This is a genomic window from Halorubrum ejinorense (genome assembly GCF_039522565.1).
Classification (GTDB): domain Archaea; phylum Halobacteriota; class Halobacteria; order Halobacteriales; family Haloferacaceae; genus Halorubrum; species Halorubrum ejinorense.
Genome location: NZ_BAAADQ010000001.1, coordinates 281,392 through 303,644, shown reverse-complemented (window position 1 = coordinate 303,644; position 22,253 = coordinate 281,392). Strand labels below are relative to the sequence as shown.

25 protein-coding genes are annotated in these 22,253 nt (G+C 69.8%); 14 read left to right on the top strand and 11 right to left on the bottom strand.

What is annotated here, in order from left to right:
* Positions 1 to 18: 18 nt before the first annotated feature.
* The 4 genes from ABDZ89_RS01605 to ABDZ89_RS01590 form a co-directional block, all read right to left on the bottom strand.
* The gene (locus ABDZ89_RS01605) at positions 19 to 1,137 is read right to left on the bottom strand and encodes an ABC transporter ATP-binding protein (RefSeq protein ID WP_343776043.1); all 1,119 of its coding nucleotides are present in this window, start codon (positions 1,135 to 1,137) and stop codon (positions 19 to 21) included.
* A gap of 102 nt (positions 1,138 to 1,239) precedes the next feature.
* Positions 1,240 to 2,184 (bottom strand): carbohydrate ABC transporter permease, encoded by a 945-nt coding sequence (locus tag ABDZ89_RS01600; protein ID WP_343776041.1) that lies wholly within the window; start codon positions 2,182 to 2,184, stop codon positions 1,240 to 1,242.
* On the bottom strand, positions 2,181 to 3,182 hold the full coding sequence (locus ABDZ89_RS01595; RefSeq protein WP_343776038.1) for a carbohydrate ABC transporter permease: 1,002 nt from the start codon (positions 3,180 to 3,182) through the stop codon (positions 2,181 to 2,183). Before ABDZ89_RS01595 ends, ABDZ89_RS01600 begins: the two co-directional genes overlap by 4 nt.
* Before the next feature lie 53 nt (positions 3,183 to 3,235).
* Positions 3,236 to 4,582 (bottom strand): ABC transporter substrate-binding protein, encoded by a 1,347-nt coding sequence (locus ABDZ89_RS01590; RefSeq protein ID WP_343776035.1) that lies wholly within the window; start codon positions 4,580 to 4,582, stop codon positions 3,236 to 3,238.
* 174 nt (positions 4,583 to 4,756) lie between these two features.
* On the opposite strand from ABDZ89_RS01590, the gene ABDZ89_RS01585 reads away from it, so the two are divergent.
* From ABDZ89_RS01585 to ABDZ89_RS01565, 5 genes are all read left to right on the top strand, one after another.
* Positions 4,757 to 5,413 (top strand): DUF4013 domain-containing protein, encoded by a 657-nt coding sequence (locus ABDZ89_RS01585; protein ID WP_343776032.1) that lies wholly within the window; start codon positions 4,757 to 4,759, stop codon positions 5,411 to 5,413.
* Between the two features lie 52 nt (positions 5,414 to 5,465).
* Positions 5,466 to 6,515: an AAA family ATPase gene (locus ABDZ89_RS01580; protein WP_343776030.1), complete on the top strand. Its 1,050-nt coding sequence runs from the start codon at positions 5,466 to 5,468 to the stop codon at positions 6,513 to 6,515.
* The gene (locus tag ABDZ89_RS01575) at positions 6,512 to 7,153 is read left to right on the top strand and encodes a protein sorting system archaetidylserine decarboxylase (protein ID WP_343776028.1); all 642 of its coding nucleotides are present in this window, start codon (positions 6,512 to 6,514) and stop codon (positions 7,151 to 7,153) included. Before ABDZ89_RS01580 ends, ABDZ89_RS01575 begins: the two co-directional genes overlap by 4 nt.
* Positions 7,154 to 7,207: 54 nt before the next feature.
* Positions 7,208 to 7,858 carry an HVO_2922 family protein gene (locus ABDZ89_RS01570; protein WP_343776027.1) on the top strand — a complete coding sequence of 217 codons (651 nt, stop codon included), beginning with the start codon at positions 7,208 to 7,210 and terminating at the stop codon, positions 7,856 to 7,858.
* Positions 7,859 to 7,972: 114 nt separating this feature from the next.
* On the top strand, positions 7,973 to 9,130 hold the full coding sequence (locus ABDZ89_RS01565) for a DNA primase (RefSeq protein WP_343776024.1): 1,158 nt from the start codon (positions 7,973 to 7,975) through the stop codon (positions 9,128 to 9,130).
* Positions 9,131 to 9,222: 92 nt separating this feature from the next.
* Here the strand turns inward: ABDZ89_RS01565 and ABDZ89_RS01560 are convergent, their stop codons facing one another.
* Positions 9,223 to 9,438 carry a DUF7472 family protein gene (locus ABDZ89_RS01560; protein WP_343776021.1) on the bottom strand — a complete coding sequence of 72 codons (216 nt, stop codon included), beginning with the start codon at positions 9,436 to 9,438 and terminating at the stop codon, positions 9,223 to 9,225.
* 175 nt (positions 9,439 to 9,613) lie between these two features.
* Between ABDZ89_RS01560 and ABDZ89_RS01555 the strand changes: the two genes are divergently transcribed.
* Positions 9,614 to 10,255, top strand: coding sequence for an SWIM zinc finger family protein (locus ABDZ89_RS01555; protein ID WP_343776018.1), 642 nt, complete (start codon positions 9,614 to 9,616; stop codon positions 10,253 to 10,255).
* A gap of 1 nt (position 10,256) precedes the next feature.
* Here ABDZ89_RS01555 and ABDZ89_RS01550 read toward each other — a convergent pair whose 3' ends face one another.
* The 4 genes from ABDZ89_RS01550 to ABDZ89_RS01535 all read right to left on the bottom strand — a co-directional run bounded on the left by ABDZ89_RS01550 (position 10,257) and on the right by ABDZ89_RS01535 (position 12,601).
* Positions 10,257 to 10,448, bottom strand: a complete 192-nt coding sequence (locus ABDZ89_RS01550) for a hypothetical protein (protein WP_343776015.1) — start codon at positions 10,446 to 10,448, stop codon at positions 10,257 to 10,259.
* A 119-nt stretch (positions 10,449 to 10,567) separates the two neighbouring features.
* Positions 10,568 to 10,909, bottom strand: a complete 342-nt coding sequence (rpl12p, locus tag ABDZ89_RS01545; protein ID WP_343776012.1) for a 50S ribosomal protein P1 — start codon at positions 10,907 to 10,909, stop codon at positions 10,568 to 10,570.
* Positions 10,910 to 10,925: 16 nt separating this feature from the next.
* On the bottom strand, positions 10,926 to 11,966 hold the full coding sequence (locus ABDZ89_RS01540; RefSeq protein WP_343776009.1) for a 50S ribosomal protein L10: 1,041 nt from the start codon (positions 11,964 to 11,966) through the stop codon (positions 10,926 to 10,928).
* Complete coding sequence (locus ABDZ89_RS01535) at positions 11,963 to 12,601, bottom strand: 50S ribosomal protein L1 (protein ID WP_343776006.1); 639 nt, start codon at positions 12,599 to 12,601, stop codon at positions 11,963 to 11,965. Before ABDZ89_RS01535 ends, ABDZ89_RS01540 begins: the two co-directional genes overlap by 4 nt.
* Positions 12,602 to 12,940: 339 nt before the next feature.
* Between ABDZ89_RS01535 and ABDZ89_RS01530 the strand changes: the two genes are divergently transcribed.
* Together ABDZ89_RS01530 and ABDZ89_RS01525 are read left to right on the top strand one after the other, a co-directional pair.
* Complete coding sequence (locus ABDZ89_RS01530) at positions 12,941 to 14,485, top strand: acyl-CoA carboxylase subunit beta (RefSeq protein WP_343776003.1); 1,545 nt, start codon at positions 12,941 to 12,943, stop codon at positions 14,483 to 14,485.
* A complete protein-coding gene (locus tag ABDZ89_RS01525; protein ID WP_343776000.1) occupies positions 14,485 to 14,817 on the top strand; it encodes a DUF8022 family protein in 333 nt (110 codons plus the stop codon). Before ABDZ89_RS01530 ends, ABDZ89_RS01525 begins: the two co-directional genes overlap by 1 nt.
* A gap of 228 nt (positions 14,818 to 15,045) precedes the next feature.
* On the opposite strand, the gene ABDZ89_RS01520 is transcribed toward ABDZ89_RS01525, so the two are convergent.
* Entirely contained in the window at positions 15,046 to 15,264 is a 219-nt protein-coding gene (locus tag ABDZ89_RS01520; RefSeq protein ID WP_343775997.1) for a DUF7987 family protein, read from the bottom strand.
* Positions 15,265 to 15,388: 124 nt separating this feature from the next.
* On the opposite strand from ABDZ89_RS01520, the gene ABDZ89_RS01515 reads away from it, so the two are divergent.
* The 4 genes from ABDZ89_RS01515 (at position 15,389) to ABDZ89_RS01500 (ending at position 19,033) form a co-directional block, all read left to right on the top strand.
* Entirely contained in the window at positions 15,389 to 17,275 is a 1,887-nt protein-coding gene (locus ABDZ89_RS01515; protein ID WP_343775994.1) for an ATP-binding protein, read from the top strand.
* A gap of 135 nt (positions 17,276 to 17,410) precedes the next feature.
* Positions 17,411 to 17,758 (top strand): hypothetical protein, encoded by a 348-nt coding sequence (locus tag ABDZ89_RS01510; RefSeq protein WP_343775992.1) that lies wholly within the window; start codon positions 17,411 to 17,413, stop codon positions 17,756 to 17,758.
* A gap of 145 nt (positions 17,759 to 17,903) precedes the next feature.
* On the top strand, positions 17,904 to 18,383 hold the full coding sequence (locus ABDZ89_RS01505; protein WP_343775989.1) for a TRAM domain-containing protein: 480 nt from the start codon (positions 17,904 to 17,906) through the stop codon (positions 18,381 to 18,383).
* Between the two features lie 164 nt (positions 18,384 to 18,547).
* Positions 18,548 to 19,033, top strand: coding sequence for a Tfx family DNA-binding protein (locus tag ABDZ89_RS01500; protein ID WP_343775986.1), 486 nt, complete (start codon positions 18,548 to 18,550; stop codon positions 19,031 to 19,033).
* Positions 19,034 to 19,084: 51 nt separating this feature from the next.
* Here the strand turns inward: ABDZ89_RS01500 and ABDZ89_RS01495 are convergent, their stop codons facing one another.
* Positions 19,085 to 20,113, bottom strand: coding sequence for a succinylglutamate desuccinylase/aspartoacylase family protein (locus tag ABDZ89_RS01495; protein WP_343775984.1), 1,029 nt, complete (start codon positions 20,111 to 20,113; stop codon positions 19,085 to 19,087).
* A gap of 147 nt (positions 20,114 to 20,260) precedes the next feature.
* Between ABDZ89_RS01495 and ABDZ89_RS01490 the strand changes: the two genes are divergently transcribed.
* Complete coding sequence (locus ABDZ89_RS01490; protein WP_343775982.1) at positions 20,261 to 21,088, top strand: MBL fold metallo-hydrolase; 828 nt, start codon at positions 20,261 to 20,263, stop codon at positions 21,086 to 21,088.
* 61 nt (positions 21,089 to 21,149) lie between these two features.
* A complete protein-coding gene (locus tag ABDZ89_RS01485; RefSeq protein ID WP_343775980.1) occupies positions 21,150 to 22,253 on the top strand; it encodes a molybdopterin-dependent oxidoreductase in 1,104 nt (367 codons plus the stop codon).

The following is a 22,253-nucleotide window of genomic DNA, read 5'->3' as shown; positions in this document are numbered from 1 at the left end:
ACGTCGACTGTCGCGGCGCTACTCGTCGATCTCGCGGTTGTGGACCGCTTCGCCGGTCTTCCCGTCGAAGAGGTGAATCGTCCGCTCCGGAATCTCGATGGTGACCTCGTCGCCGACCGAGACCTGTTGGAGGCCGCCGACGGTGGCGATGAACGTCTCGCCCTCGGGTGCGTCCTCGAACCGGAGGTACACCGTGTTTTCGTCACCCATCGGCTCGACGACCTCGACGACCGTCGAGAAGGTGTGCTCGCCGGTCGCGTCGCCGGTCAACGAGATGTCCTCCGGACGGACCCCGAGCGTGAGATCGGTCACGTCACCGATGTCGTCGAGCGTCGACGCCGACAGCGAGTAGTCGAACACGTCGCCGACGAGGGTCCCCCCGTCCCGCTCGACGTCGAAGAAGTTCATCGACGGGTCACCGATGAACCCGGCGACGAACCGGTTCGCCGGCTCGTGGTAACACTCCAGGGGCGTCGCGACCTGCTGGAGTTCGCCGCCGTCCAAGATGGCGATCCGGTCGCCCATCGTCATCGCCTCGGTCTGGTCGTGCGTGACGTACATCGTCGTCACGTCGAGTTCGGCTTGGAGCCGCTGGAGCTCGGTCCGCATCTCGGACCGGAGCTTCGCGTCGAGGTTGCTGAGCGGCTCGTCCATCAGGAACACCTCCGGGTCGCGGACGATCGCCCGACCGAGCGCGACCCGCTGTCGCTGCCCGCCGGAGAGGTCGGCCGGTTTCCGGTCGAGCAGCTCGGGGATGCCCATCGTCTCCGCGGCGTCGGTGACGCGCGCGTCGATCTCGTCGTCGGAGAGGTCCGTCGACTCCTCCAAGCCGAACGCCATGTTCCCCCGGACGGTCATGTGGGGGTACAGGGCGTACGACTGGAACACCATCGCGATGTCCCGGTGTTGCGGTTTCATGTCGTTGATGACGCTGCCGTCGAGCCGGATCTCCCCGCTGGAGATCGTCTCTAGCCCGGCGACCATCCGGAGCGTCGTCGACTTGCCGCAGCCGGAGGGGCCGACGACGACGAGGAACTCGCCGTCGCGCATCTCGATGTCGACGTCGTCGACCGCGACGACCTCGCCGTCGCCGTCGGGGAACACCTTGGTCACGCCGTCGAGTTCGAGCGTTCCCATGCTATCGCCCCCACGGAGCGGCGCGGCGGTTCGAGAGCGATGCCTTCGGTCGGCTGCGTGGTTGCTGTCGAGTCATAGATTGCTGCTGGCGAGCGGCGGCGGTCACGTCGCCACCCCCTCGGCGAACTCTTCGCCGAACGCGATGTACACCGCGAGCGTCGGCAGGGCGGCGATGAACGCGCCCGCCATCCGAAGCGCGAAGTCTTGGCCTTCGAGCGACGTCCCCAGTCCGGCGAGGATCAACACGATCGGTGCCGCCGCGCTGGATTCGGTCTGGACTAAGACGAGGGTGAACAGGAGGTCGTTCCAGATCTGCGTGAACTGGTAGATCAGGACCACCGCGAACATCGGTCCCGAGAGCGGGAGGACGATGCGACGGTAGATGCGACGGATAGACGCGCCGTCCAGCCGCGCCGCCTCGATCATCTCCTCGCTCATGTTCTTGTAGTACGACCTGAACAGGACGGTACAGATCGGCAGCCCGTAGGCCACGTGGGTGATGACCAGCTCTATCACCCCGGTGTAGTCGTTGTTGATTCCGAGGTCCCACAGGAATCCAAGCGACTCCTGAAGCGGGACCATCGACCAGAACTGCGAGAGCGGCACGAGCACGGCCTGGTAGGGGATGAATATCCCGGCGACGAACAGCGCGAGGATCGGCGCCTTGTACCGCGGCTTCCAGTTCGACTGCGTGATCCCGTAGGCCGCGAAGCTCCCCAGCAGTGCCGAGATTACGGTCGCGGGGATCGCGTACAGCGCGCTGTTTATCAGTCCGCGTCCGAGCGCGTCGAACGCGGCCTGCCACTTCCCGAAGGTGAACGTGCTCCCCGTCGGCGGTGCGAACGGGAGGGAGCCGCTGACCCCGCTCGGGGTCTTGAACGAGGTAACGAGCCCGGACTCGATCGGGATCAGGAAGAACGTCAAGACCCCGAGCAGTCCGAGGTACAGGAGGACCCGGTACCCGTCGACCCCGGACAACGCCCCCGCGGACGCGTCCGGGTCTCTCGCCGATGCCGTTCCGCCGTCGGTTCGTGCGTCGTCGCTCATAGGTTCCCCCGGTTGTACTGGTAGTAGAGGTACGGGCCGACGATCCCGAGCGTCATCACGAACAGCGTGATGGCGATCGCCGACGCGTACGCCCAGTTCAGGTTCGCGTACGCTTCACGCACCATCTTGGTCGCGAGGATGTCCGCCCCGTTCGGTGGTCGGTAGCCGCCGACCAGCGAGTAGAGGAAGTCGAACGCCTTCAGCGCGAACACCATCAGGACGACCGACGCGCTGATCGTCGACCCCTTCAGCTGGGGGATGATCACGCGCCAGTACATCTTGACCGTCGAGGCGCCGTCGACCTTGGCCGCTTCGTAGTGTTCGTCCGGAATGGCGCGCAACCCCGCGAGGAACACGACCATGGCGTAGCCGGCGAACTGCCACATCAACGCGAACATGACCGCCCAGAGGACGATCCGCGGGTTCCCGATCCAGTCGACTCGGCCGAACCCGAGCGACGTGATCACGATGTTGATGACGCCGTTGTTGAAGTTGAACATCCACGCCCAGAACTGGGCGGTGACGACGAACGAGAGGCTCATCGGCAGGAGGTAGATCGTCCGGAAGGTGTTCTCGAACCGAATGTTCCGGTCGATCAGGATCGCGAGCCCGAGCCCGAGCGCGAGCGTCACCAGCGTGAACCCCACGAGGAGGATGAAGGTGTTTATCGCGGCGTCGATGAACCCGCCGTCCGCCAGCGCACGGGTGTACATCTCGAAGTCGAGGTCGCTGTAGTCCGGCGTCCCGAAGCCTCTGAAGTCCGTAAGCGAGATCAGGAGGTTCCAGATGATCGCGCCGTAGACGAAGAGTCCCACCAGCAGGAACGGTGGCAGCCAGAACTGTGACGACTCCACGAAGTCGCTGCCGAAGCGGTCGTTCAGTGCGGCCACGGGACTGAATCCGGAGTCCTGCCGGTCTCGGGCGACGCCGCCGTCGGTGACGCCCCCGTCCGGAACCGCGTCGCCACTGTCGTCGCCGTTGTCAGTATTCCGTGTCATATCGGTCGTCGTGTGCCGAAACCGCCGAAATCCGGTCGCATCGTGGACCGGAGTCAGTTGGAGACCGCGTCGACGAAGCCTTGCGTCGCGGCTTCGACGTTGTACGGTCCGGAGAATTCGCTGGAGATCACGTCGTTCAGCGCCGTCATCGTCTCCGAGGGGACGCCGAGCCCGTGCTGGAGGTTCGGCGGCCGCTCGTCGGCGCTGGCGAAGTCTTCCTGCGTCTCCTGGAGGTACGGCCCGAACTGGCTCATGTCCACGTCGGTTCGGGTCGGGATCGAGCCCTTATACTGGTTGAACGCGACCTGTGCCGCCTCGCTCCCGACGAACTGCATGAACTTGTCCGCCGCGTCCGGGGTCGGGTTGCCCGAGGGGTAGAGGAACGAGTCGAAGTGGAGCATGTACATGCCCTCCGAGCCGGGGTAGGTCTTGAAGCCCCAGTCCTCGTTGTAGCTGAAGTCCTCGGCGTTCCGGTAGGCGCCGGCCGCCCAGTTACCTTGGTGGATGAACGCCGCGTTCCCCTCGATGATGTTCTGGTTGGACTCCGTGAGTCCGATCGAGGAGGCGTCCTCGTTGATGTAGTTGTCGAGGATCTCCGCCAGCGACTCGAAAGTCGCCTGAACGGCGGCCTCGTCGGGGCTGCCGTCGAGGAAGTTCATGTACGCCTCGTACCCCTCCTGGCCGAGCATCGTCGAGGAGAACAGCTGGGTCGTCGTCCAGGTCCCGCTCGCGCCGTGGGTCATCGGGATCGCGTCCGTCTCGCTCTGGACGGTCTCCAACGCGTCGATGAACGCCGACACGCTCGTCAGCGAGTCGGGGTCGACGCCCGCGTCTTCGACGACCGACGTGTTGTAGAACAGGCAGTTCAGCCGGTGGGACCCCAGCGGAACGGCGCGGTACGCGCCGTTATACTGGTGAAGGTCGACCGCCTCGTCCACCATCACGTCAGCGAAGCCCTCGGACTCCCACACGTCGTCGACCTCGCCCAGAACGCCATCGTACCGCTGGAGGTTCGGGCCGGGCCAGTTGGCGAAGGCGCCCGGCGGATCGTTGTTCTGGAGCCGGTTCGCGATGACCGCGTCCAGGTTCTGGTTGCCGCCGCCCCCGATGGGGTTGAACTCGTGTTCGACATCCGGATACTCCTCCTCGAAGGCCGTGACGAGCGCCTGTGCGGCGCGCGCGCCGTCACCGCCGGTCCAGGCGTGGAGGACTTCGAGCGGGGCTCCGCCGTCGCTGCCGTCGCCGCCGTCGCCGCCGTCGCCGCCGTCGCTGCCATCGCTGCCGTCGCTGCCGTCGCCGCCGTCACCGCCACCGGAACAACCGGCGAGGCCCGTCAGCGTCGCCGCCCCCGTCGCTCCGACGAAGTGTCGTCGTGATAGTCGGTCGCTTGTGTCTGTCATGATACTACATGCTGTACGATGGAAGATTGCCATATATACTTACTCATTCTTTTAGAACAATTTCTGAAGTCAATTTCTCGGTGTCGTCTCGCCGTCGTATTCGCCGCCGCTCGGCGCTCGCTCGGACGACTCGAGACCGACGAACATACTACGGTCCGGCGGGTGAGCGCATCCATGCGCCCTTCGATCGCCGCGGTCACGTACCCGATCGCCGGTGACGCCGCGGAGCGACCCCTCCTCGCCGTCTGGCTGCTCTTCGCGCTGTCGGCCGTCGTCCCGGTGCTTCCCGCGCTCCCGGTCGTCGGCTACCTGGTCCGCGTGCTGGTCGCCAGCGAACGGGGCGACTCCATGCCGCCCTTCCTCGCAGACGGCCGGACGCTCGCCCGCCGGTCGATCGGCGGTATCGTCGTCTGCGTGGCGCTCCTCGGCGTGCCGTTCGCCGCGCTCCTCGTCACCCTCTACGGCATCGTCACGCTGGAGCCCGGGGCTGACGCGCCGGTCGCCGTGATCCTCGCCGGCTCGACGGCCGTCCTGTTCATGGGGGTCATCGGGCTCTATCTGGTCCCGATCGCACTGGCGACCTACGGCCGACACGGGTCGATCCGACGGGCGTTCACCGTGGCGGCGCTCTGGCCGGTAGCCGGTCACGGCGCCTACTTCTTCGGCTGGACGCTCGGGTTCACCGCGCTCGTCGTCGCCGTCGGGGTCGGCGGCGCGCTCTTCACCGTGTCGCGGGCCGGGCCGCTGATCGGCTCCTTCGTCCTCGCGTACGGGCTCCTCGTCGCCACGTACCTCTGGGGGCGCGCGATCGAGCGCGCGGGACGCCGGTAGTCCGCCGTCCCGACCGACCGATTCTTGACCGCGCGGCTCCGACTCACGGGTGATGCAGGAACCGCTGTGGACAGACGCGCACGCGCCCGACCTCGACGAGATCCGACAGGACGAGGCCCGCGACCGCCTGCGTCGCGCGGTCGACGAGCCGATGAACCTCGTCGTTCAGGGTCCCCCGGGCGTCGGGAAGACGGCGGCGGCGCGGGCGCTCGCGGACGCCTCGCACGCCGATCCGGAGGCCGACCTGATCGAGATCAACGTCGCCGACTTCTTCGGTCGGACTAAAAAGGAGATACGCACCGACCCGCGGTTCGAGGGGTTCCTCGCGGGGCGGAGCCGCATGGCGAAACGCGACATGATAAACCGCGTGCTGAAGGAGTCGGCGTCGTACGCGCCGATGTCCGGCGAGTACAAGACGGTCCTCTTGGACAACGCGGAGGCGATCCGCGAGGACTTCCAGCAGGCGCTGCGGCGCGTGATGGAGAAACACCACCGGACCACCCAGTTCGTGATCGCGACCCGGCAGCCCTCGAAGCTGATCGCGCCGATCCGGTCGCGCTGTTTCCCGGTCCGCGTTCGCTCGCCGACCACCGACGAGACGATAGACGTCCTCGAAACGATCTGCGGCCGCGAGGGCGTCGACTACGACGGCGACGGGCTGGAGTTCGTCGCCAGCGCGGCCGGCGGCGACCTCCGCGAGGCGATCCTCTCGGCGCAGGCGACCGCGGTCGAGGGCGGCGAGATCACCATGTCGACCGCCTACGAGACGCTCGGCGAGGTCGGCGACGACGACGAGTTGCGCGAGGCGCTCGCGGCCGCCCGCGCCGGCGACCTCGGCGACGCTCGGGACACGCTGTCCGACCTCCTCGACGAGGGGTACGACGGGCAGGAGCTGTTACGGGAGACACTCCGCGTGGCCCGCGCCGGCTCCGAGTACGGCGGCGACGACCTCGCGCGGCTCCACGCGCTCGCCGGCGAGGCCGACCTCGACCTGACCGACGGGCTCGACGACGCGACCCACCTCGTCCACCTGTTCGCCGCCTGGGCCGCGGGGCGGAGGCGGCTCTCGCCCGCGCTGCGGGACCCGGAGGTGGCGCCGTGACCCGCGCCCCGCCGCTCGCTCGGCTCCTGCCGTTCCCGGTGGTCGACGCGGCGTGGTCCCTCGCGCTCGTGCCGGCGCTCGCGGGCGCCGTCACGCTCCCGCTCTTCCCGCCCGTGGGGGCGGCGCTCGTCGCGCTCGCGGTCGGCGTCCTCTGGTTCCACCGCGATCCGGAGCGCGACCCGCCGGACGCGGACGAGGCCGTCCTCTCCCCGGCGGACGGCACCGTCTCGGTGGTGCGCGAGGAGGGCTCGCGGCTGCGCGTCGGCGTGTTCATGAACGTCACCGACGTCCACGTCAACCGCGCGCCGATCGGGGGCGAGGTCCGCGAGGTCCGGCACCGCCCCGGCGCCAACCGCCCGGCGTTCGACAAGGAGTCGGACCGCAACGAGCAGGTCGCCATCGACTTCGGCGAGTACGAACTGCTCGTCATCGCGGGCTGGTTCGCCCGCCGCATCCACCCCTCCGTCGAGCCCGGCGACCGCGTCGACCGCGGCGACCGCGTGGGCCACGTCTCCTTCGGCTCCCGCGCCGACGTCGTCTTGCCCGCGGACGTGACCCGCGACGACCTGCTGGTCGCCGAGGGCGACGGCGTCAGCGCGGGCGAGACGATCATCGCGGAGCGCCCGGGCGACGCGTAGCCCTCAGACCGTCCGACCACACGCTTTTGTTTCACGGGCGTGACCGTCCCGTGTATGTCAGAGGACACCATTCACGAGTCGAAGGAGTCGCGGAGCCGACAGGGACTCGCCACCTACTTCCGCCGCATCGCCCGGGCGCTCGGGCGCGGCGAGCCAGTGCCGGTCGACGACGAGGGAACGGTGACCGTCGACCCGGCCGCGACCGGCGACCTCGAGGTCGAACTCGAACGCGAGGACGGGGCGGTCCACTTCGAGGTCGAGGTGGAGTGGCCCGACGAGGAGGCCGCCGTCGACGAGGAGGCGGCCGCGAGCAAGGCGACGTTCGAGCTCTACCCCGACAGCGCCGACCAGTGGCGCTGGCGGCTCGTCCACGACAACGGGAACATCATCGCCGACGGCGGCGAGGGGTACTCCGACAAGCGCGACGCGAGCTCCGGCATCGAGAGCGTTCAGCGGAACGCGCCGGGCGCGCACGTCGTCGACGTCTCCCGCGACGAGGAGGCGCCCGAGGACGGCGGCAGCGACGCGACCTTCGAGCTGTTCCGCGACAACGCCGACGAGTACCGCTGGCGGCTCCGCCACGACAACGACAACGTCATCGCCGACGGCGGACAGGGGTACGCCTCGAAACAGAAGGCGAAACAGGGGCTCGAAAGCGTCAAGTCGAACGCCCCCGGCGCGGCCGTCGAGGAGGAAGAGGCGTAGCCGCCGCGGTCTCGGCTCCCTCTCGCGACTCCCGTCACGCCGACCGCGGCCTCGGCGTCTCGCCGACCGCGGACCGCACCGCTTATTCGCCGGCCCTCACTACCTCTCGCCGACATGGACGCGCTCGACGCCAAGTACCCGTTCTTCGCGAGCGCCCGCGAGGCCGTCGCGGCGGCCGCGGTGTCGCTGCCCGAGCTCGTCGCGGCCGACGCGCCGGCCGTCGACCGAGCCCGCGAGCGCGTCGAGCGCGCCCTCCTCGAGGGGACGGTCGCCTCGGAGAGCGGTTCCTTCCCCGGGGAGTCGGCGTACGACGCGCAGGCGGAGCTGCTCTCGTACCCCATCGCGCGGATCCTCGTCTCGCTGCTCGACTCCGACCCCGCCATCGAGAAGTACGCCGCCGCGGAGGCGGGAACCGCCCTGGAGCGCGTCCGCAGCGACCTCGAAACCGACGACGAGCTGCGGTCGGTGTCGTCCGCGACGGTCGCGCTCGACGATCTGCTCGCCGAGTTCGACCTCGCGGACGCCGTGCGCCCCGACGCGGCGCCGGCCGTCGGTGGTGCGGGGGGCGGCTCCGCGACGGCGGCCGGCGGTCCCGGCCGCGACCCGGACCACTACTGGATCGGCGTCGGGCCGTACCTCCGGCTCACCTCGTCGGAGTGGGGCGACTCGTGGCGCCTCGTCAACCGCGCGGTGGCCGCCGGCGAGGTGCGCGTCTCCCGGGACGAACTGCTCACGGCGCTGGAGGCGGCCGTCGAAGAGCGGGTCGCCGAGGGGCTTCCCTTCGCGGTCGACGAGCCGATAGCCGGCGAGCTGGAGTCGCGCGTCGCCGACCTCCGGCGACTGCTCTCGGAGCGGACGTACGCGGAACCGCCGGACGTCGTCGCGCCCGCGCTGTTCCCGCCGTGTATGACCAACCTGATCGAGAAGGCCGAACGCGACGTGACGCTCTCGTCGGCCGAATCGTTCGCGCTGATGGCGTTCCTCGTCGGAATCGGGATGACGCCGGACGAGGTCGTCGCCTTCTGTGCGGACACGAGCCTCGACGCCGAGGGGATCCGCTACCAGACCGAGTACCTGACAGACGAGCGGGGCACGCAGTACCCCCCGCCGACCTGCGAGACGCTCGCGAACTACGGCATCTGTCACAACGAGGACGACCACATGCAGGTCGCGGCGGACCCGCTCTCCTACTACGAGAAGCGAGTCGCCGCGGCCGACGAGGTGACCGACTGGCGGACCGCCCGGGAGACGGACGAGCCGAGCGAGGGCTGACCGCGCCGCCGACCGGCGGCCGGCCCGCGCGAGGAGTCGAACGGAGCGAAGAAGTGTCGGGGGACGGTCGACCGCGGAACGGGGCGGGCCGACTACGACTCGTCGCCCGCGCGCATCAGGAACACGCCGACGCCGCCCATCAGCAGTACGAACCCGGCCAACAGCGCGACGAGGGCGATCGCCCCGGACGCCGGTAGCACCGTTGACCCGCCGAAGACGACCCCGATCGCGACCAGTCCGACGATGAACGCCGCGGCCGCCGCGAGCGAGACGGCGATCTGCCGACGGAGCTCCGCGTCGATTTCCATGGCTGCGATTTTCCGACGCCACTAAAAAAGGACTTCGATGAGGCCGGCGCCCCACATCGGGGGGCGAACGCGGGCGAAGCGTCGTGAGGCGCCCGTTTCATCGGTTTCCGCGGTGCGTTTACCAGTCTCGGGCTCCTACGTCCACCCGAAGCGAGGCCCAGCCTCGCCGTCGCCCATGACGCACACCCGAAACACAGCCGCGTCACCCGCCGAGCCGAACCGCTCCGACACGTCCCGAGCGGCGCGTTCGCCGCCCGTCGACGAGCGCTCCGAGCGCGCCCTCTCGGAGTCGATGACCGTCCGCCCGCTCCCCGACCGTCGGTACGTCGTCGACACCGACGGCGGCACGTACGTCGTCGACCTCGACGCCGGGAGCTGTACCTGTCCCGACCACGCCATCCGCGGCGCCCGGTGTAAACACCTCCGCCGCGTCGCGCTGTCGGTGACCGCGGGCGTCGTTCCCGCCCCCGACGAGCGCGTCGGCGCCTGTGCGGTCTGCGGGACTGCGACGTTCGTCCCCGCCGACGACCGCGGGTCACACCTCTGTGACCGGCACGCGTTCGACCCCGGGACCGTCGTGGGAGACCGCGAGACGGGGAAACGACTCGTCGTGACCGCGGTCACGACCGATCGCGCCGACGCGTATCGGACCGACGCGGACCGCTCGCTCGCCGACTACGAGTCGAACGCCGCCTACGGCGCCCACGAGCCCGCCGTCGAGGCCGTCTACGTCGAGTCGCTCCGACCGGAGACCGCGCTGACCGACCTGAAGACGTACGCGTTTCCGGCCTCGCGGCTCACCGCCTCGGTGGACTGACTCACCGCGCCAGGAACGTGATGTCTCGCCGCAGCGAGTAGCCCTGCGGCACGCCGACGACCTCGACGCACTCCTCGCACAGTACCCGCTCGTAGTCTCGGTTGGTCTCCTTCTCGAGCAGCGAGACGTCCGCGAGCGGATACACCTCCTCGCACCGCGCGCACTCCGCTTTGTCCCCGTCGACGATCTTCATGTCGGCTCACCGTACCGCGGATCGATACAAAAACCCGCGGACGACGTTATCACTCGGGATATCCTCGCGCCGCGAAAAATCGGTGATTCGGTCCGCGTCGACGGGAGTCGAGCGCCGGCTCAGCCGAAGAGCTCGCCGAGCCCTTCGCCGCCGTCGCCGTCTTCCTCGTCGTCGTCGTCCGCCTCGTCGGCGGCCTCGGCCTCGTCGTCGTCGTCGTCGGCCTCCTCGTCGGCCGCGTCGGCGTCCGCGGAGCCACCGGCAGACGCGCCGCCGGCGGCGGGCGCCGCGGCGGCCGTCTCGATGGCTTCCTCGATGTCGACGTCCTCCAGCGCGGCGACGAGCGCCTTGACGCGGGATTCCTCGACGTCGACGCCGGCGGCTTCCAGCACGCCGGTGATGTTGTCCTCGTTGATCTCTTCGCCAGTCTCGTTCAGGATGAGCGCAGCGTAAACGTATTCCATTGGTGTGTACCTCGTGTTATCCGAACATCGCGCCGAGTCCGTCGCCGCCGTCGCCGTCGTCGTCGTCGGCGTCGTCGGCGTCGTCGGTCTCCTCGGCGTCTTCCGTGTCTTCGTCCGCCTGTTCCTCCTCGGCGTCGTCGGCTGCCGGCTCAGTCGCCGGCGCGGCCTCGACGCCCTGTAGCTCCTCGGGGAGCGCCTCCTCGTCGTCGATCTGTGACGCGAGCGCGCGCAGCTGGGCGTCGGCCTTCCCGATCAGGTCTGGCACGACGTCCGGGCTCTCGATCTCCGCGAACAGCCCGACGGACTTCGCCTCGCCGGACGCCTTCGCGAGAAGGGTGCCGGCGGTGGCAGCCGTCGGGTACGCGGCGTTGACGGAGAGGTTGCGCGCGGCGGCCGCGGCGGACTGGACGTCCGCGCGGTACTCGTCGACGTCGATTTCGAGTTCGTCGGGCTCGAACAGGACGCCCTCGGAGTAGACGGCCTTCAGGTCGAGGCCGACTTCCTTGGGCTCGATGCCGAGCTCGACGAGGACGTTCGCGAGGTCGTCGTCGACGACCTCGCCCTCCTCCAGCACGGTCGAGTCCTCGGTCACCTTGATCGAGCCGTCCATGATGCGGGCGGACGCGCCCACCGTCTGGAGCTCGCCGACGAACGGTCCCGGGTCGACGCCGGTGTCGCCCTCGGGGATCACGATGTCGTTGGGGGTCACCTCGCCCGCGTTGATCGGGGCGGGGGTCTTCGAGGCTTCGAGCTGCTTGAAGAGGCCGAACGGGTTGTCGTTGGTGCCGACGAGCGCCACCTGACCGGCGACGTACTCCGTCAGCGCCTCGACGCCGTCGTCGACCTCCTCGAGCGCCCGGTTCGTGAGCGTGTTGCGGCTCATGCGGACGGCGGCCGAGCCGTGGAGCTCCCGGCGCATGGCCTGAAGCTGTCGGCTCGGGATGCCGGCCACCCCGACGATCCCGACGGACTGGTAGGAGTCGATGAACTCGACGAGCTCGTCGACTTCCTCCTGTTTCCACTCGGGGATCGTCTCGGTCTTGCGGACCGAGCTCATACGGGCACCTCCCTCGCGGGACCCATCGTGGTCTTCACGTAGATCCCGTCGATGTTGAGCGGGCCCTTCTCGAGGTCTGCTTCGAGTCGCCGGATGATGACGTCGATGTTGTCCGAGATCGCGTCGGGACTCATGTCCTCGGCACCGACGCGGGTGTGGAACGTGCGCCGGTCGCGCGACCGGAGCTGCACCGTGTTCTTCATCCGATTGACTGTGTCGACGATGTCGTCGTCCGGCTGTAGTGGGGTAGGCATCTTCCCGCGCGGACCGAGGACGGTACCGAGGTACCGACCGATGTCCTGCATCAGGTTGGCCTCTGCGACGAAGAAGTCAGTGTCGTCGGCCAGATCCTTTGCGCGGTCGTCGTCGTCTCCGAGGTCTTCGAGGTCGTCGCTGTCGAGTACTTCGTCAGCGACGTCCTGTGCGCGGACGGCGGTTTCGCCCTCCGCGAAGACGACGATCTGTGTCTCCTGCCCCGTTCCAGACGGCAGCACGACGGACTCGTCGATACGGTTCGACGGATCGTTGAGGTCGAGGTCTCGCAGGTTGATCGCGATGTCCACGGTCTCGCGGAAGTTCCGCTCGGGCGCATCGTCGAGTGCGAGGGTTACGGCCTCTTGTATTGTGTCTGCCATTTTCACCTCCGTAGTACGCAGGTCGCTCCTACGGGTCAGTGAAACAGGCGAAGCCTGTCTCATCGGAGAGAGGTCCATCGGAGGTTTAAAAGCGTCGAAGCGCCGTTCGCCGTGTGAACCCGAGGCAGGGCCGTTCCGCGGCGGTCGCGGCGTCTGCGTCGCCGCCGTCGCGCGTCCGCTTCTCCCGGGTCGTGCGACCGCGTTCCCCCGACCGCCGTCCGGCCGCCTCTCTCGCTCGTCGTTCGACGCGCGTCGAATCCGAAAACGTCGGATAGGGGAACCCTTTTGACGGCGCTCGCCGACCCACGAGGTAATGACGCAGGGTGGTCCGCCGTGACGATGGACGACCGCATCGAAGACCTCCGCGAGCGCCGCGAGCGGGCGTCGAAAGGCGGGGGCGAAGACCGGATACGGTCCCAACACGACAAAGGGAAGATGACCGCCCGCGAGCGGATCGACTACTTCCTCGACGACGGCACCTTCCACGAGTTCGACCGGTTCCGAACCCACCGCAACCACACGTTCGGGATGGAGGAAAAACAGATCCCGGGCGACGGCGTGGTGACGGGCTACGGCGAGGTGAACGGTCGGAAGACGTTCGTGTTCGCGCACGACTTCACCGTCTTCGGCGGCTCCCTCGGCGAGGTGTTCGCCGAGAAGGTGTGCAAGGTGATGGACAAGGCGATGGACGTGGGCGCGCCGGTCGTCGGCCTCAACGACTCCGCGGGCGCCCGGATACAGGAGGGCGTCGCCTCGCTCGGCGGCTTCGCCGAGATCTTCCGGCGCAACACCGAGGCGTCCGGCGTGATCCCGCAGATATCGGCGATCATGGGGCCGTGCGCCGGCGGCGCGGTGTACTCTCCCGCCATCACGGACTTCACGTTCATGGTGAAAGACACCTCGCACATGTTCATCACCGGGCCGGACGTCATCGAGACGGTCACCGGCGAGGAGGTGAGCTTCGAGGAGCTCGGCGGCGCGGTCACCCACTCGTCGACCTCCGGCGTCGCGCACTTCGCGGAGGACAGCGAGGAGGACGCGTTGGACAACATCGCGCGTCTGCTCTCGTATCTCCCCGCCAACAACGTGGAGGACCCGCCGCGCGTCGAGCCGTGGGACGACCCCGAGCGCGCCGACGACGAACTGGCCGAGATCGTCCCCGACGCGCCCCGGAAGCCGTACGACATGAAAGACGTGATCGCGAGCGTGACCGACGAGGGCTCCTTCTTCGAGGTCCAGGAGAACTTCGCGAAGAACATCGTCGTCGGCTTCGCCCGGCTCGACGGCCACTCCGTCGGCGTCGTCGCGAACAACCCCCGCGTGAACGCCGGCACGCTCGACATCGAGTCGAGCCAGAAGGGCGCGCGGTTCGTCCGCTTCTGTGACGCGTTCAACATCCCGATCGTCACGTTCGAGGACGTGCCCGGCTTCATGCCCGGCACCGACCAGGAGCACAACGGGATCATCCGCCACGGCGCGAAGCTGCTATACGCCTTCTCCGAGGCCACCGTCCCGCTGCTCACCGTCATCACCCGAAAGGCGTACGGCGGCGCCTACTGCGTGATGTCCTCGAAGCACATCGGCGGCGACGTCAACTACGCGTGGCCGACCGCCGAGATCGCGGTGATGGGGCCGAAGGGCGCGGTCAACGTCCTCTACCGCGAGGAGCTGAACGAGGCGGACGACCCCGACGCGCGCAGACAGGAGCTCATCGACGAGTACCGCGAGGAGTTCGCGAACCCCTACACCGCCGCCGACCGCGGCTTCGTCGACGACGTGATCGAGCCGACCGAGACGCGCGCCCGCCTCGTCGAGGACCTGAAGATGCTGAAGGGGAAACGCTCCGACCAGCCGGCGAAGAAACACGGCAACATCCCGATCTGATGGCGGCGGACGACCGGGCGACGGACGACGGGAGTCCCGCGGGCGGGGAGAACCTCGGCGGCGACGGCCCCGAACTCGCGCTCGCCGGCCTGTCGATCCCCGACGACGCCGTCGACGACGAGGCGGCCGCCATCGCCGCGGCGGTCGCGGCGCACCTCCGCGACGGCGAACTCGCCGCGGCCGCGGCCGCGGGCGACGAGGACGACGGCCGCGGCGAGGACCGCTGGGGCCTCGCCGCCCGAGTCGAGCGGCTTCACCGGCGGCGGGTGCGCGTTCCCGCGGACGCGCCGGCGGACCCGTGGACCGCGGTCGGCCGGAGCGACCGGTTCTGAGCGCTCGGTTCCGCGCGGTCGCGAGGACCGATCGGCCGAGCGCTCGCGCTGCTCACGATGTTGCTCGTCGAATAGAATCGCCGGACGCGGGGACGCCCGGTCGCGTACATTCCCCCGACGGCGCGACGGAGACCCGCCACGCCGCCGACCCGGCCCTGACTCAGGGCGCGCCGGATGATACGTCCGCTGACAGTTATATGTGTGGTACTGGCTCGCGCGACGGAGCGATCAGCGCGGGTCGTCGCCGGTCGCCTCGTCGCCCGCCATCTCGGCCGTGTCGCGGCCGCCGAACAGGCGGTTGAGCGCGGTCGGGACGACGACCACGAACACGAGGAGCGCCCCGACCCGGACCGGTAGCGATGCGTCGGTGACGACCGTGAGTCCGAGGTAGACGGCGGCACCGACCAGGACCGACGGCAGCATGTACGGGTTTCCCGCGTCGAGCATACCGGAACGTGGCGCCCGGCGTCCCCTTAACCGTCCCGGGACGGTTCGGCTCCGCTCCCGGAGCGGGCGCGGCCCGCTACGGACCGACAGAGTTTGGTAGCAGTTCGTGGAACAACCGACAGGAATGTTCGATAAGGTTCTCGTGGCGAACCGCGGCGAGATCGCGGTCCGGGTGATGCGCGCCTGTGAGGAGTTGGGCGTCGACACCGTCGCCGTCTACAGCGACGCCGACAAACACGGCGGCCACGTCCGCTACGCCGACGAGGCGTACAACGTCGGGCCCGCCCGCGCGGCCGACTCGTACCTGGACGGCGAGGCGGTCGTCGAGGCGGCCCGGTCCGCCGACGCCGACGCGATCCACCCCGGCTACGGCTTCCTCGCGGAGAACGCCGACTTCGCGGCCCGCGTCGAGGCGACGGACGGGATCACGTGGGTCGGCCCCTCGAGCGACGCGATGGAGCGCCTCGGCGAGAAGACCCACGCACGCCGGGTGATGGACGACGCGGACGTGCCGATCGTCCCCGGGACGACCGAGCCGGTCACCGACGTCGAGGCGGTGACCGACTTCGGCGACGAGTACGGTTACCCGGTCGCGATCAAAGCCGAGGGGGGCGGCGGCGGCCGCGGCATGAAGGTCGTCGAGAGCGCCGAGGAGGCCGAGGAGGCGCTCGAGTCCGCGAAACGCGAGGGCGAGGCGTACTTCTCGAACGACTCGGTGTACCTCGAACGCTACCTCCAGACCCCCCGCCACGTGGAGGTACAGATCGTCGCGGACGACCCGGCGGCCGCCGCCGCCGACGCGGTCGACGACGCCGCGGTCACCGAGAGCGACGTGGTCCACCTCGGCGAGCGCGACTGCTCGCTCCAGCGCCGCCACCAGAAGGTGATCGAGGAGGGTCCCTCCCCGGCGCTCTCCGACGAACTGCGCGAGCGGATCGGCGAGGCCGCCCGCCGCGGCGTCGCCGCCGCCGACTACACCAACGCCGGAACGGTCGAGTTCCTCGTCGAGGAGGACCCCGACCGCGACCCCTCGGAGCCGCTCGGGCCCGACACCCCCTTCTACTTCCTCGAAGTCAACACCCGGATCCAGGTCGAACACACCGTCACCGAGGCGCTGACCGGGATCGACATCGTCAAACAGCAGCTCCGGGTCGCCAGCGGGGAGGGGATGTCCGTCTCGCAGGCCGACGTCGAGCTGGACGGGCACGCAATCGAGTTCCGGATCAACGCCGAGAACGCTGCGAACGACTTCCAGCCCGCCAACGAGGGATCGCTGGACACGTACGACCCGCCGGGCGGGATCGGCGTGCGCGTCGACGACGCGCTCCGGCAGGGCGACGAGCTGGTCACCGACTACGACTCGATGATCGCGAAGCTGATCGTCTGGGGCGCCGACCGCGGGGAGTGTCTCGCGCGCTCGAAGCGCGCGCTCGCGGAGTACGACCTCGAAGGGGTCGTCACCATCGTCCCGTTCCACCGGCTCATGCTCGACGACCAGCGGTTCGTCGACGGCACGCACACGACGAAGTACCTCGACGAGGAGTTGGACGCCGAGCGCGTCGCCGACGCGCAGGCGAAGTGGGGCACCGAGTCGTCGGCCGCGGGCGAAGACGACGAGGAGGTGACCGAACGCGAGTTCACCGTCGAGGTGAACGGGAAGCGCTTCGAGGTCGAACTGGAGGAGCGCGGCGCGCCCGCCGTCCCGGTCCCGGAGAGCGGCGGGAGCGGCGGCCGACAGCGCCCGCCGCAGGCGAAGTCCGACGACGGCGACGACGGCGACGTCGACGTCGCGGAGGGCGGCGAGGCCATCGAGGCGGAGATGCAGGGGACGATCCTCTCGGTCGACGTCGCCGAGGGCGACGAGGTCGCCGCCGGCGACGTGGTGTGCGTCCTCGAAGCGATGAAGATGGAAAACGACGTGGTCGCCGAGCGCGGCGGGACGGTCGCGGGCGTCCACGTCGCCGAGGGCGACAGCGTCGACATGGGCGACGCGCTGATCGTCTTGGAGTAGCGCGCCGAGGCCGTCGCGGTCGGTCCTCTCAGGGCGGTCGCGATCGACCGGCTCGCGGCCGTTCCGCGGTCGAACCATTCTTCGCCGCCCGATCCGACCGACGGGATTTAACCGCCCGCCCGAGAACCGATCGGCATGGAGCCGGTCGACGACTGGCGCGCGGCGATCGACGAGGCCGGAGAGCTGACCGGCCCGATCGCCGCGGCCCTCGTCGACGCCCACGGCGACCGCGGCCAGCGCGCCATCGAGGCCGTCGGCGAGGGGCGCGTGAAGCGCTACCGAGACTTCACCGTCGTCGTCGGCCACGAGGACGAGTACGTGATCGAAGACGGGGAGTGCAACTGCGCGGACGCGACGTACAACCTCGACGCGGACGACCCCGACGAGCGCTGCTGGCACGCCATCGCGGTCGACGTGGCGGACGCGCTCGACGCCGTCGACCACCACGACATGTGGTACTCGGAGGTCCGCGAGTTCCTCTGAGCCCCTTTCGACCCGCGGCCTCCCCCGGCCCCGCGTTCCCGCCCGTGGTCATCAGTCGCCGCTCATCCGTGTGAATCGGCCGTTTTCGCAAATCTCGGCCTGAGAGTCGAAAACGTTTACAACGGCGGCCGGTCTCCCCTACGGTATGGCGGACTGTCCACTCGCCGACGACTGCCCCAGCTTCGACGAACGGATCGAGGGAATGGGGTGCCAACACTACGGCAACAAGGGCGGCGCGGAGTGGTGTAACCACTACGACATGCCGATCTACGAGCTGAAACAGCAGCCGGTCCAACCCGGCGAAGCGGTCGTCGTCGAGGTCGACGACATCCACGAGAGCGGTGCCGGCGTCGGCCGCACCGACGACGGGTTCATCGTCCTCGTCGACGGGCTGCTCCCGCCGGCGCGCGCGGAGGTCAAGATCCACCGCGTCAAGTCCAGCCACGCGACGGCACAGGACGTGCTCGAGCGCCTCCCCGACGACCCGGAAGACGAGGAGGGCGACGACGGGGAGACGGCCGACGCGGCCGATGGCGAGGCCGACGAAGGCGACGACGAGAACCACCGCCGCGACCGCCCGGACCGCGAGCGACTCGGCAGCCGCGAGAACTTCTGGGGCAAGTGACGGCGTCCCGGGGGAGCCCCACCCCACGGACAGTCCGGACGCCGTCGATCCGCCGCGAAATTTCCGCACCCGTACCGCGTAACCTCTCTTTTGCCGCTGGATTCCGCGCCGCTCTCATCGCGTGAAACCGCCGTTTTTTGAGCGCCCGGCACGTCGGTGATCGCATGGTGGCAGACGACGGGCGACCCGACCCCGCGGACATCGACGCCGACGCGGTCCTACAGCGGGCCGGGTTCGACGCCGACGAGAGCGTGCTCACCCGACGCCAAGCGGAGGTACTGGCGCTCCGCGAGCGCGGGCTCCGCCAGTCGGACATCGCGGACCGGCTCGGCACCTCGCGCGCGAACGTCTCCAGCGTCGAGGCGAGCGCCCGCGACAACGTCGAGCGCGCCCGCGAGACGGTCGCGTTCGCCGAGGCGCTGTCCGCCCCGGTCCGCGTCGAGATCGAGGCGGGGACTGACCTCTACGACGCGCCGAAGCGGGTGTACGACGCCTGTGACGACGCCGGGGTCAAGGTGAACCACACGGCGCCGGAGCTGATGAAAGCGATCGGCGACCGCGCCGGCGACGCGGTCCACGGCCGCGAGGTCCGTCGCCGACTGTACATCACCGTCGCGGGAGACGGGAAGATCCGCGTGCGTCGCCCGTAACGGGCAGCGTCGAGGGGCTCGGACGCTCCCGGCCACAGTCCGACTCGACCCCTACTCTTCGTCGATCCGCTCGGCCACACCGACGAGCGTCGAGCCCGCCGTGACGGTCGACTCCCGCGCGACGGAGTACGCGATGCCGTCCCGGTCGGCGCGCGCGGTCTGGAGCGTCTCGAAGGTCGTCGGGTCGAACACCTCGCCGACGCGGTCGCCCTCCGCGACTCGGTCGCCGACTGCGAGGCCCGACTCCGGAACGAACAGGCCCGAGTCCGCCGCGGTCACGCGGCCGAGGTGGTTCCGCGCGACGATCCCGTCCCACGGCTCGGGCTCGCCGTCGAGCAGTCCCTCGTGGCGCAACGCCCCGACCATCCCCGACACGCCGGCCTCGACCGCCTCGGGAACCACCTCCCGGCTGTGTGCGAGTTCGGGCGTCACCGTCGGGATCCCCTCGCGCGTGGCCGCGACTCGGAACTTCCCGGCGAACCCCCGCTCGCTCCACTCGGTCTCCGCGTCATCGCCGGCCGCCTCCGCCAGTAGCAGGTCGGTGCCGAACGCCTCCGCGAGACCGCGGCAGGCGTCGTCGCCGCGCATGAACACCGTGTGCGTCGCCATCGCCGGCGAGCCGGTGTGGAGGTCGACGACCGCGTCCGCCTCGCTCGCGAGCGACCAGAGGCGCGCAGCCATCCGCTCGTGGAGCGATCCCTCGGCGTCGCCGGGCCAGCAGCGGTTCATGTTCGGCTGCCGCGAGTCGAGCGACTCCGGCGTCGTGTACGAGACGCGGTCGAATGTGAGCGGGTCGGCGACGGGCACCGTCACGAGGGTCCCGTCGAGGTCGGCGGCCGTCGGTCCCCGCGACGCCTCGCCGACGAGCCGGTCGTGGAGCCGCCGGAGGACCGCGGCCCCGTTCACCTCCCGTCCGTGTTGGGCCGCCTGCGCGTACACCACGGGCGACCCGTTCGGCGCGTCGAGTTCGGCGCCGTCCTCGCCGTCGACGAGCTTCCCGTCGCCGTACGCGTGGACGGTCGTCCTGACCGGCACTCCCGACGGGAGCCGCGCGAGGGTGAGGCTGCGACTGGTGTGCATGCGTCCGGGTCGAGTCGGCTCGGGGTTATACGTCGCGGTCGCGCCGACGCCCGCGGCCCGGCGGACCGCCGCGAGGACATCCCCCGCCCCGTCGAGACGCCATCCCCGACCACGGACGCTAAGTCCGTGGCCCGCCGACCACGCTCCATGCGGGTCACCCTCCTCGGAACGGGCGACACGACGGGCACGCCGACGGTGGGCTGTGACTGCGACACCTGCGAGGCGGCCCGCGAGCGCGGGGTGTCGCGGTCGCGCTTCTCCGTTCACGTCGCCAACGAGCGGACCGGCGAGTCGCTGCTCGTCGACTTCAGTCCCGACTTCAGACAGCAGTTCCTCGCGGCCGACGTTCCCCTCCCGGACGCCGGGCTCGTGACCCACATCCACTTCGACCACCTCGACGGGCTGGGGAACGTCTACCGGCTCGTCGACGGGCTCCCCGTCCACGCTCCGAACGAGACCGACCCCGCGACCGACGAGAGCGTCGCGGAGACGATCCGCGGTAAGTACGACTACCTCGAAGACCGGATCGGCGTCCACGCCCGCGAGCCGATGACGCCCTTCGAGACCTGCGGCTTCGAGGTGCGGTTCGTCCCGGTCGATCACCCGCCGCTCGTCTGTTACGGCGTCGTCATCGAGGACCCGGAGACGGGCGCGAAGCTCTCGCTTACCGGCGACACCAGCTACGACGTTCCCGAACCCTCCCGCGAGGCGCTCGCCGACGCGGACCTCCTGCTCGCGGACGCCATCGTCCCCGCGTCGCTGTGCGAACACCACCCGATCGGCGGGCGCCACGAGGGCCCCGACGGCGTCCCGCGGACGTTCGGCACGAAACACATGACTCGGGAGGGCGCGCTTGCGCTCGCGGACGAGCTCGACCCCGACCGGACGCGGCTCGTCCACCTCGCGCACTTCTACCCCGCCGACGAGGCGTTCGAAGAGCCGCTGGCGGTCGACGGCGAAGTGTACGAGCTGTAGCGAGCGCGACGATCCCCCGTGGACTGTACCCTTTTGACTCGCTAGCACGTACCACGCGTAGATGACCGCGAGGGACCGACTCCGGAGCGCAATCGACCGCCTGGAGCCGCCGCCGCGGGCGGTCGACTGGTCGCTGTTCGCGTTCGTCGTCGCCGAGGCGGTGACCGGGCTGGTCTCCTTCACCGTCGGCGTCCCCGAGGGGTGGCCGTTGTTCTGGCTCCATCGCGCGTTGGGGGTCGGCATCGTCGCGCTGCTCGCGTGGAAGCTCGCGCGCGTCCGCCGCCGGCTCACCGACCCGAACCTCTGGCAGCGGTCGACCGCGCTGTCCGTTCTGACGCTCGTCGCCGCGGTCGGCGCGATCGGGACCGGCGTCGCGTGGGTGTTCGGCCTCGATGTGCGGCTCTCGTACTGGACCTTACTCTCCGTCCACGTCGGTTTCGGGCTCGCCCTCGTCCCGCTCGTGGCCGGCCACGCGTCGACCCGGTTCCGGCTCCCGCGCCGCGTCGACTTCGAGCGCCGCCGGACCGCGGTCCGGTACTTCGCGCTGCTGGCGGCCGGCGGTGCGACCTACCGGCTCCAACAGGGGGTCAACGACGCCCTCGACACCGCCGGCGCGGACCGGCGATTCACCGGCTCACAGCCCCGCGAGGGCGCCGGCAACGCCGCCTTCCCGATCACCTCGTGGGTCGCCGACGACCCGGACCCGATCGACCGCGACGACTACCGGCTGGCGGTCGACGGCCTCGTGAGCGACCCCGTCGAACTGACCGCCGCCGACCTCGCCGCCGGCCACGAGACGGAGGCGCTGCTCGACTGTACGAGCGGCTGGTACACGGTCCAGGAGTGGAGCGGGATCCGTGTCGGTGACCTGCTCGACGCGGCGGGCGGGGTCGACTCCGACAGCTCGGACCGCGACTCGGCCTACGTCCGGTTCACGTCCGTGACGGGCTACCGTTGGAGCCTGCCGATCGAGGAGGCCGAGGACGCGCTGCTCGCGACGCACGTCGGCGGGGAGCGCCTCTCGCACGGCCACGGCGCGCCCGCGCGGCTGGTCGCGCCCGACCGGCGGGGGTTCCAGTGGGTGAAGTGGGTGACGCGCGTGGAGGTCCGCTCGGAGTACGACCTCGGGCAGTGGGCCGTGACGCTGGTGAGCGGGTTCGACTGA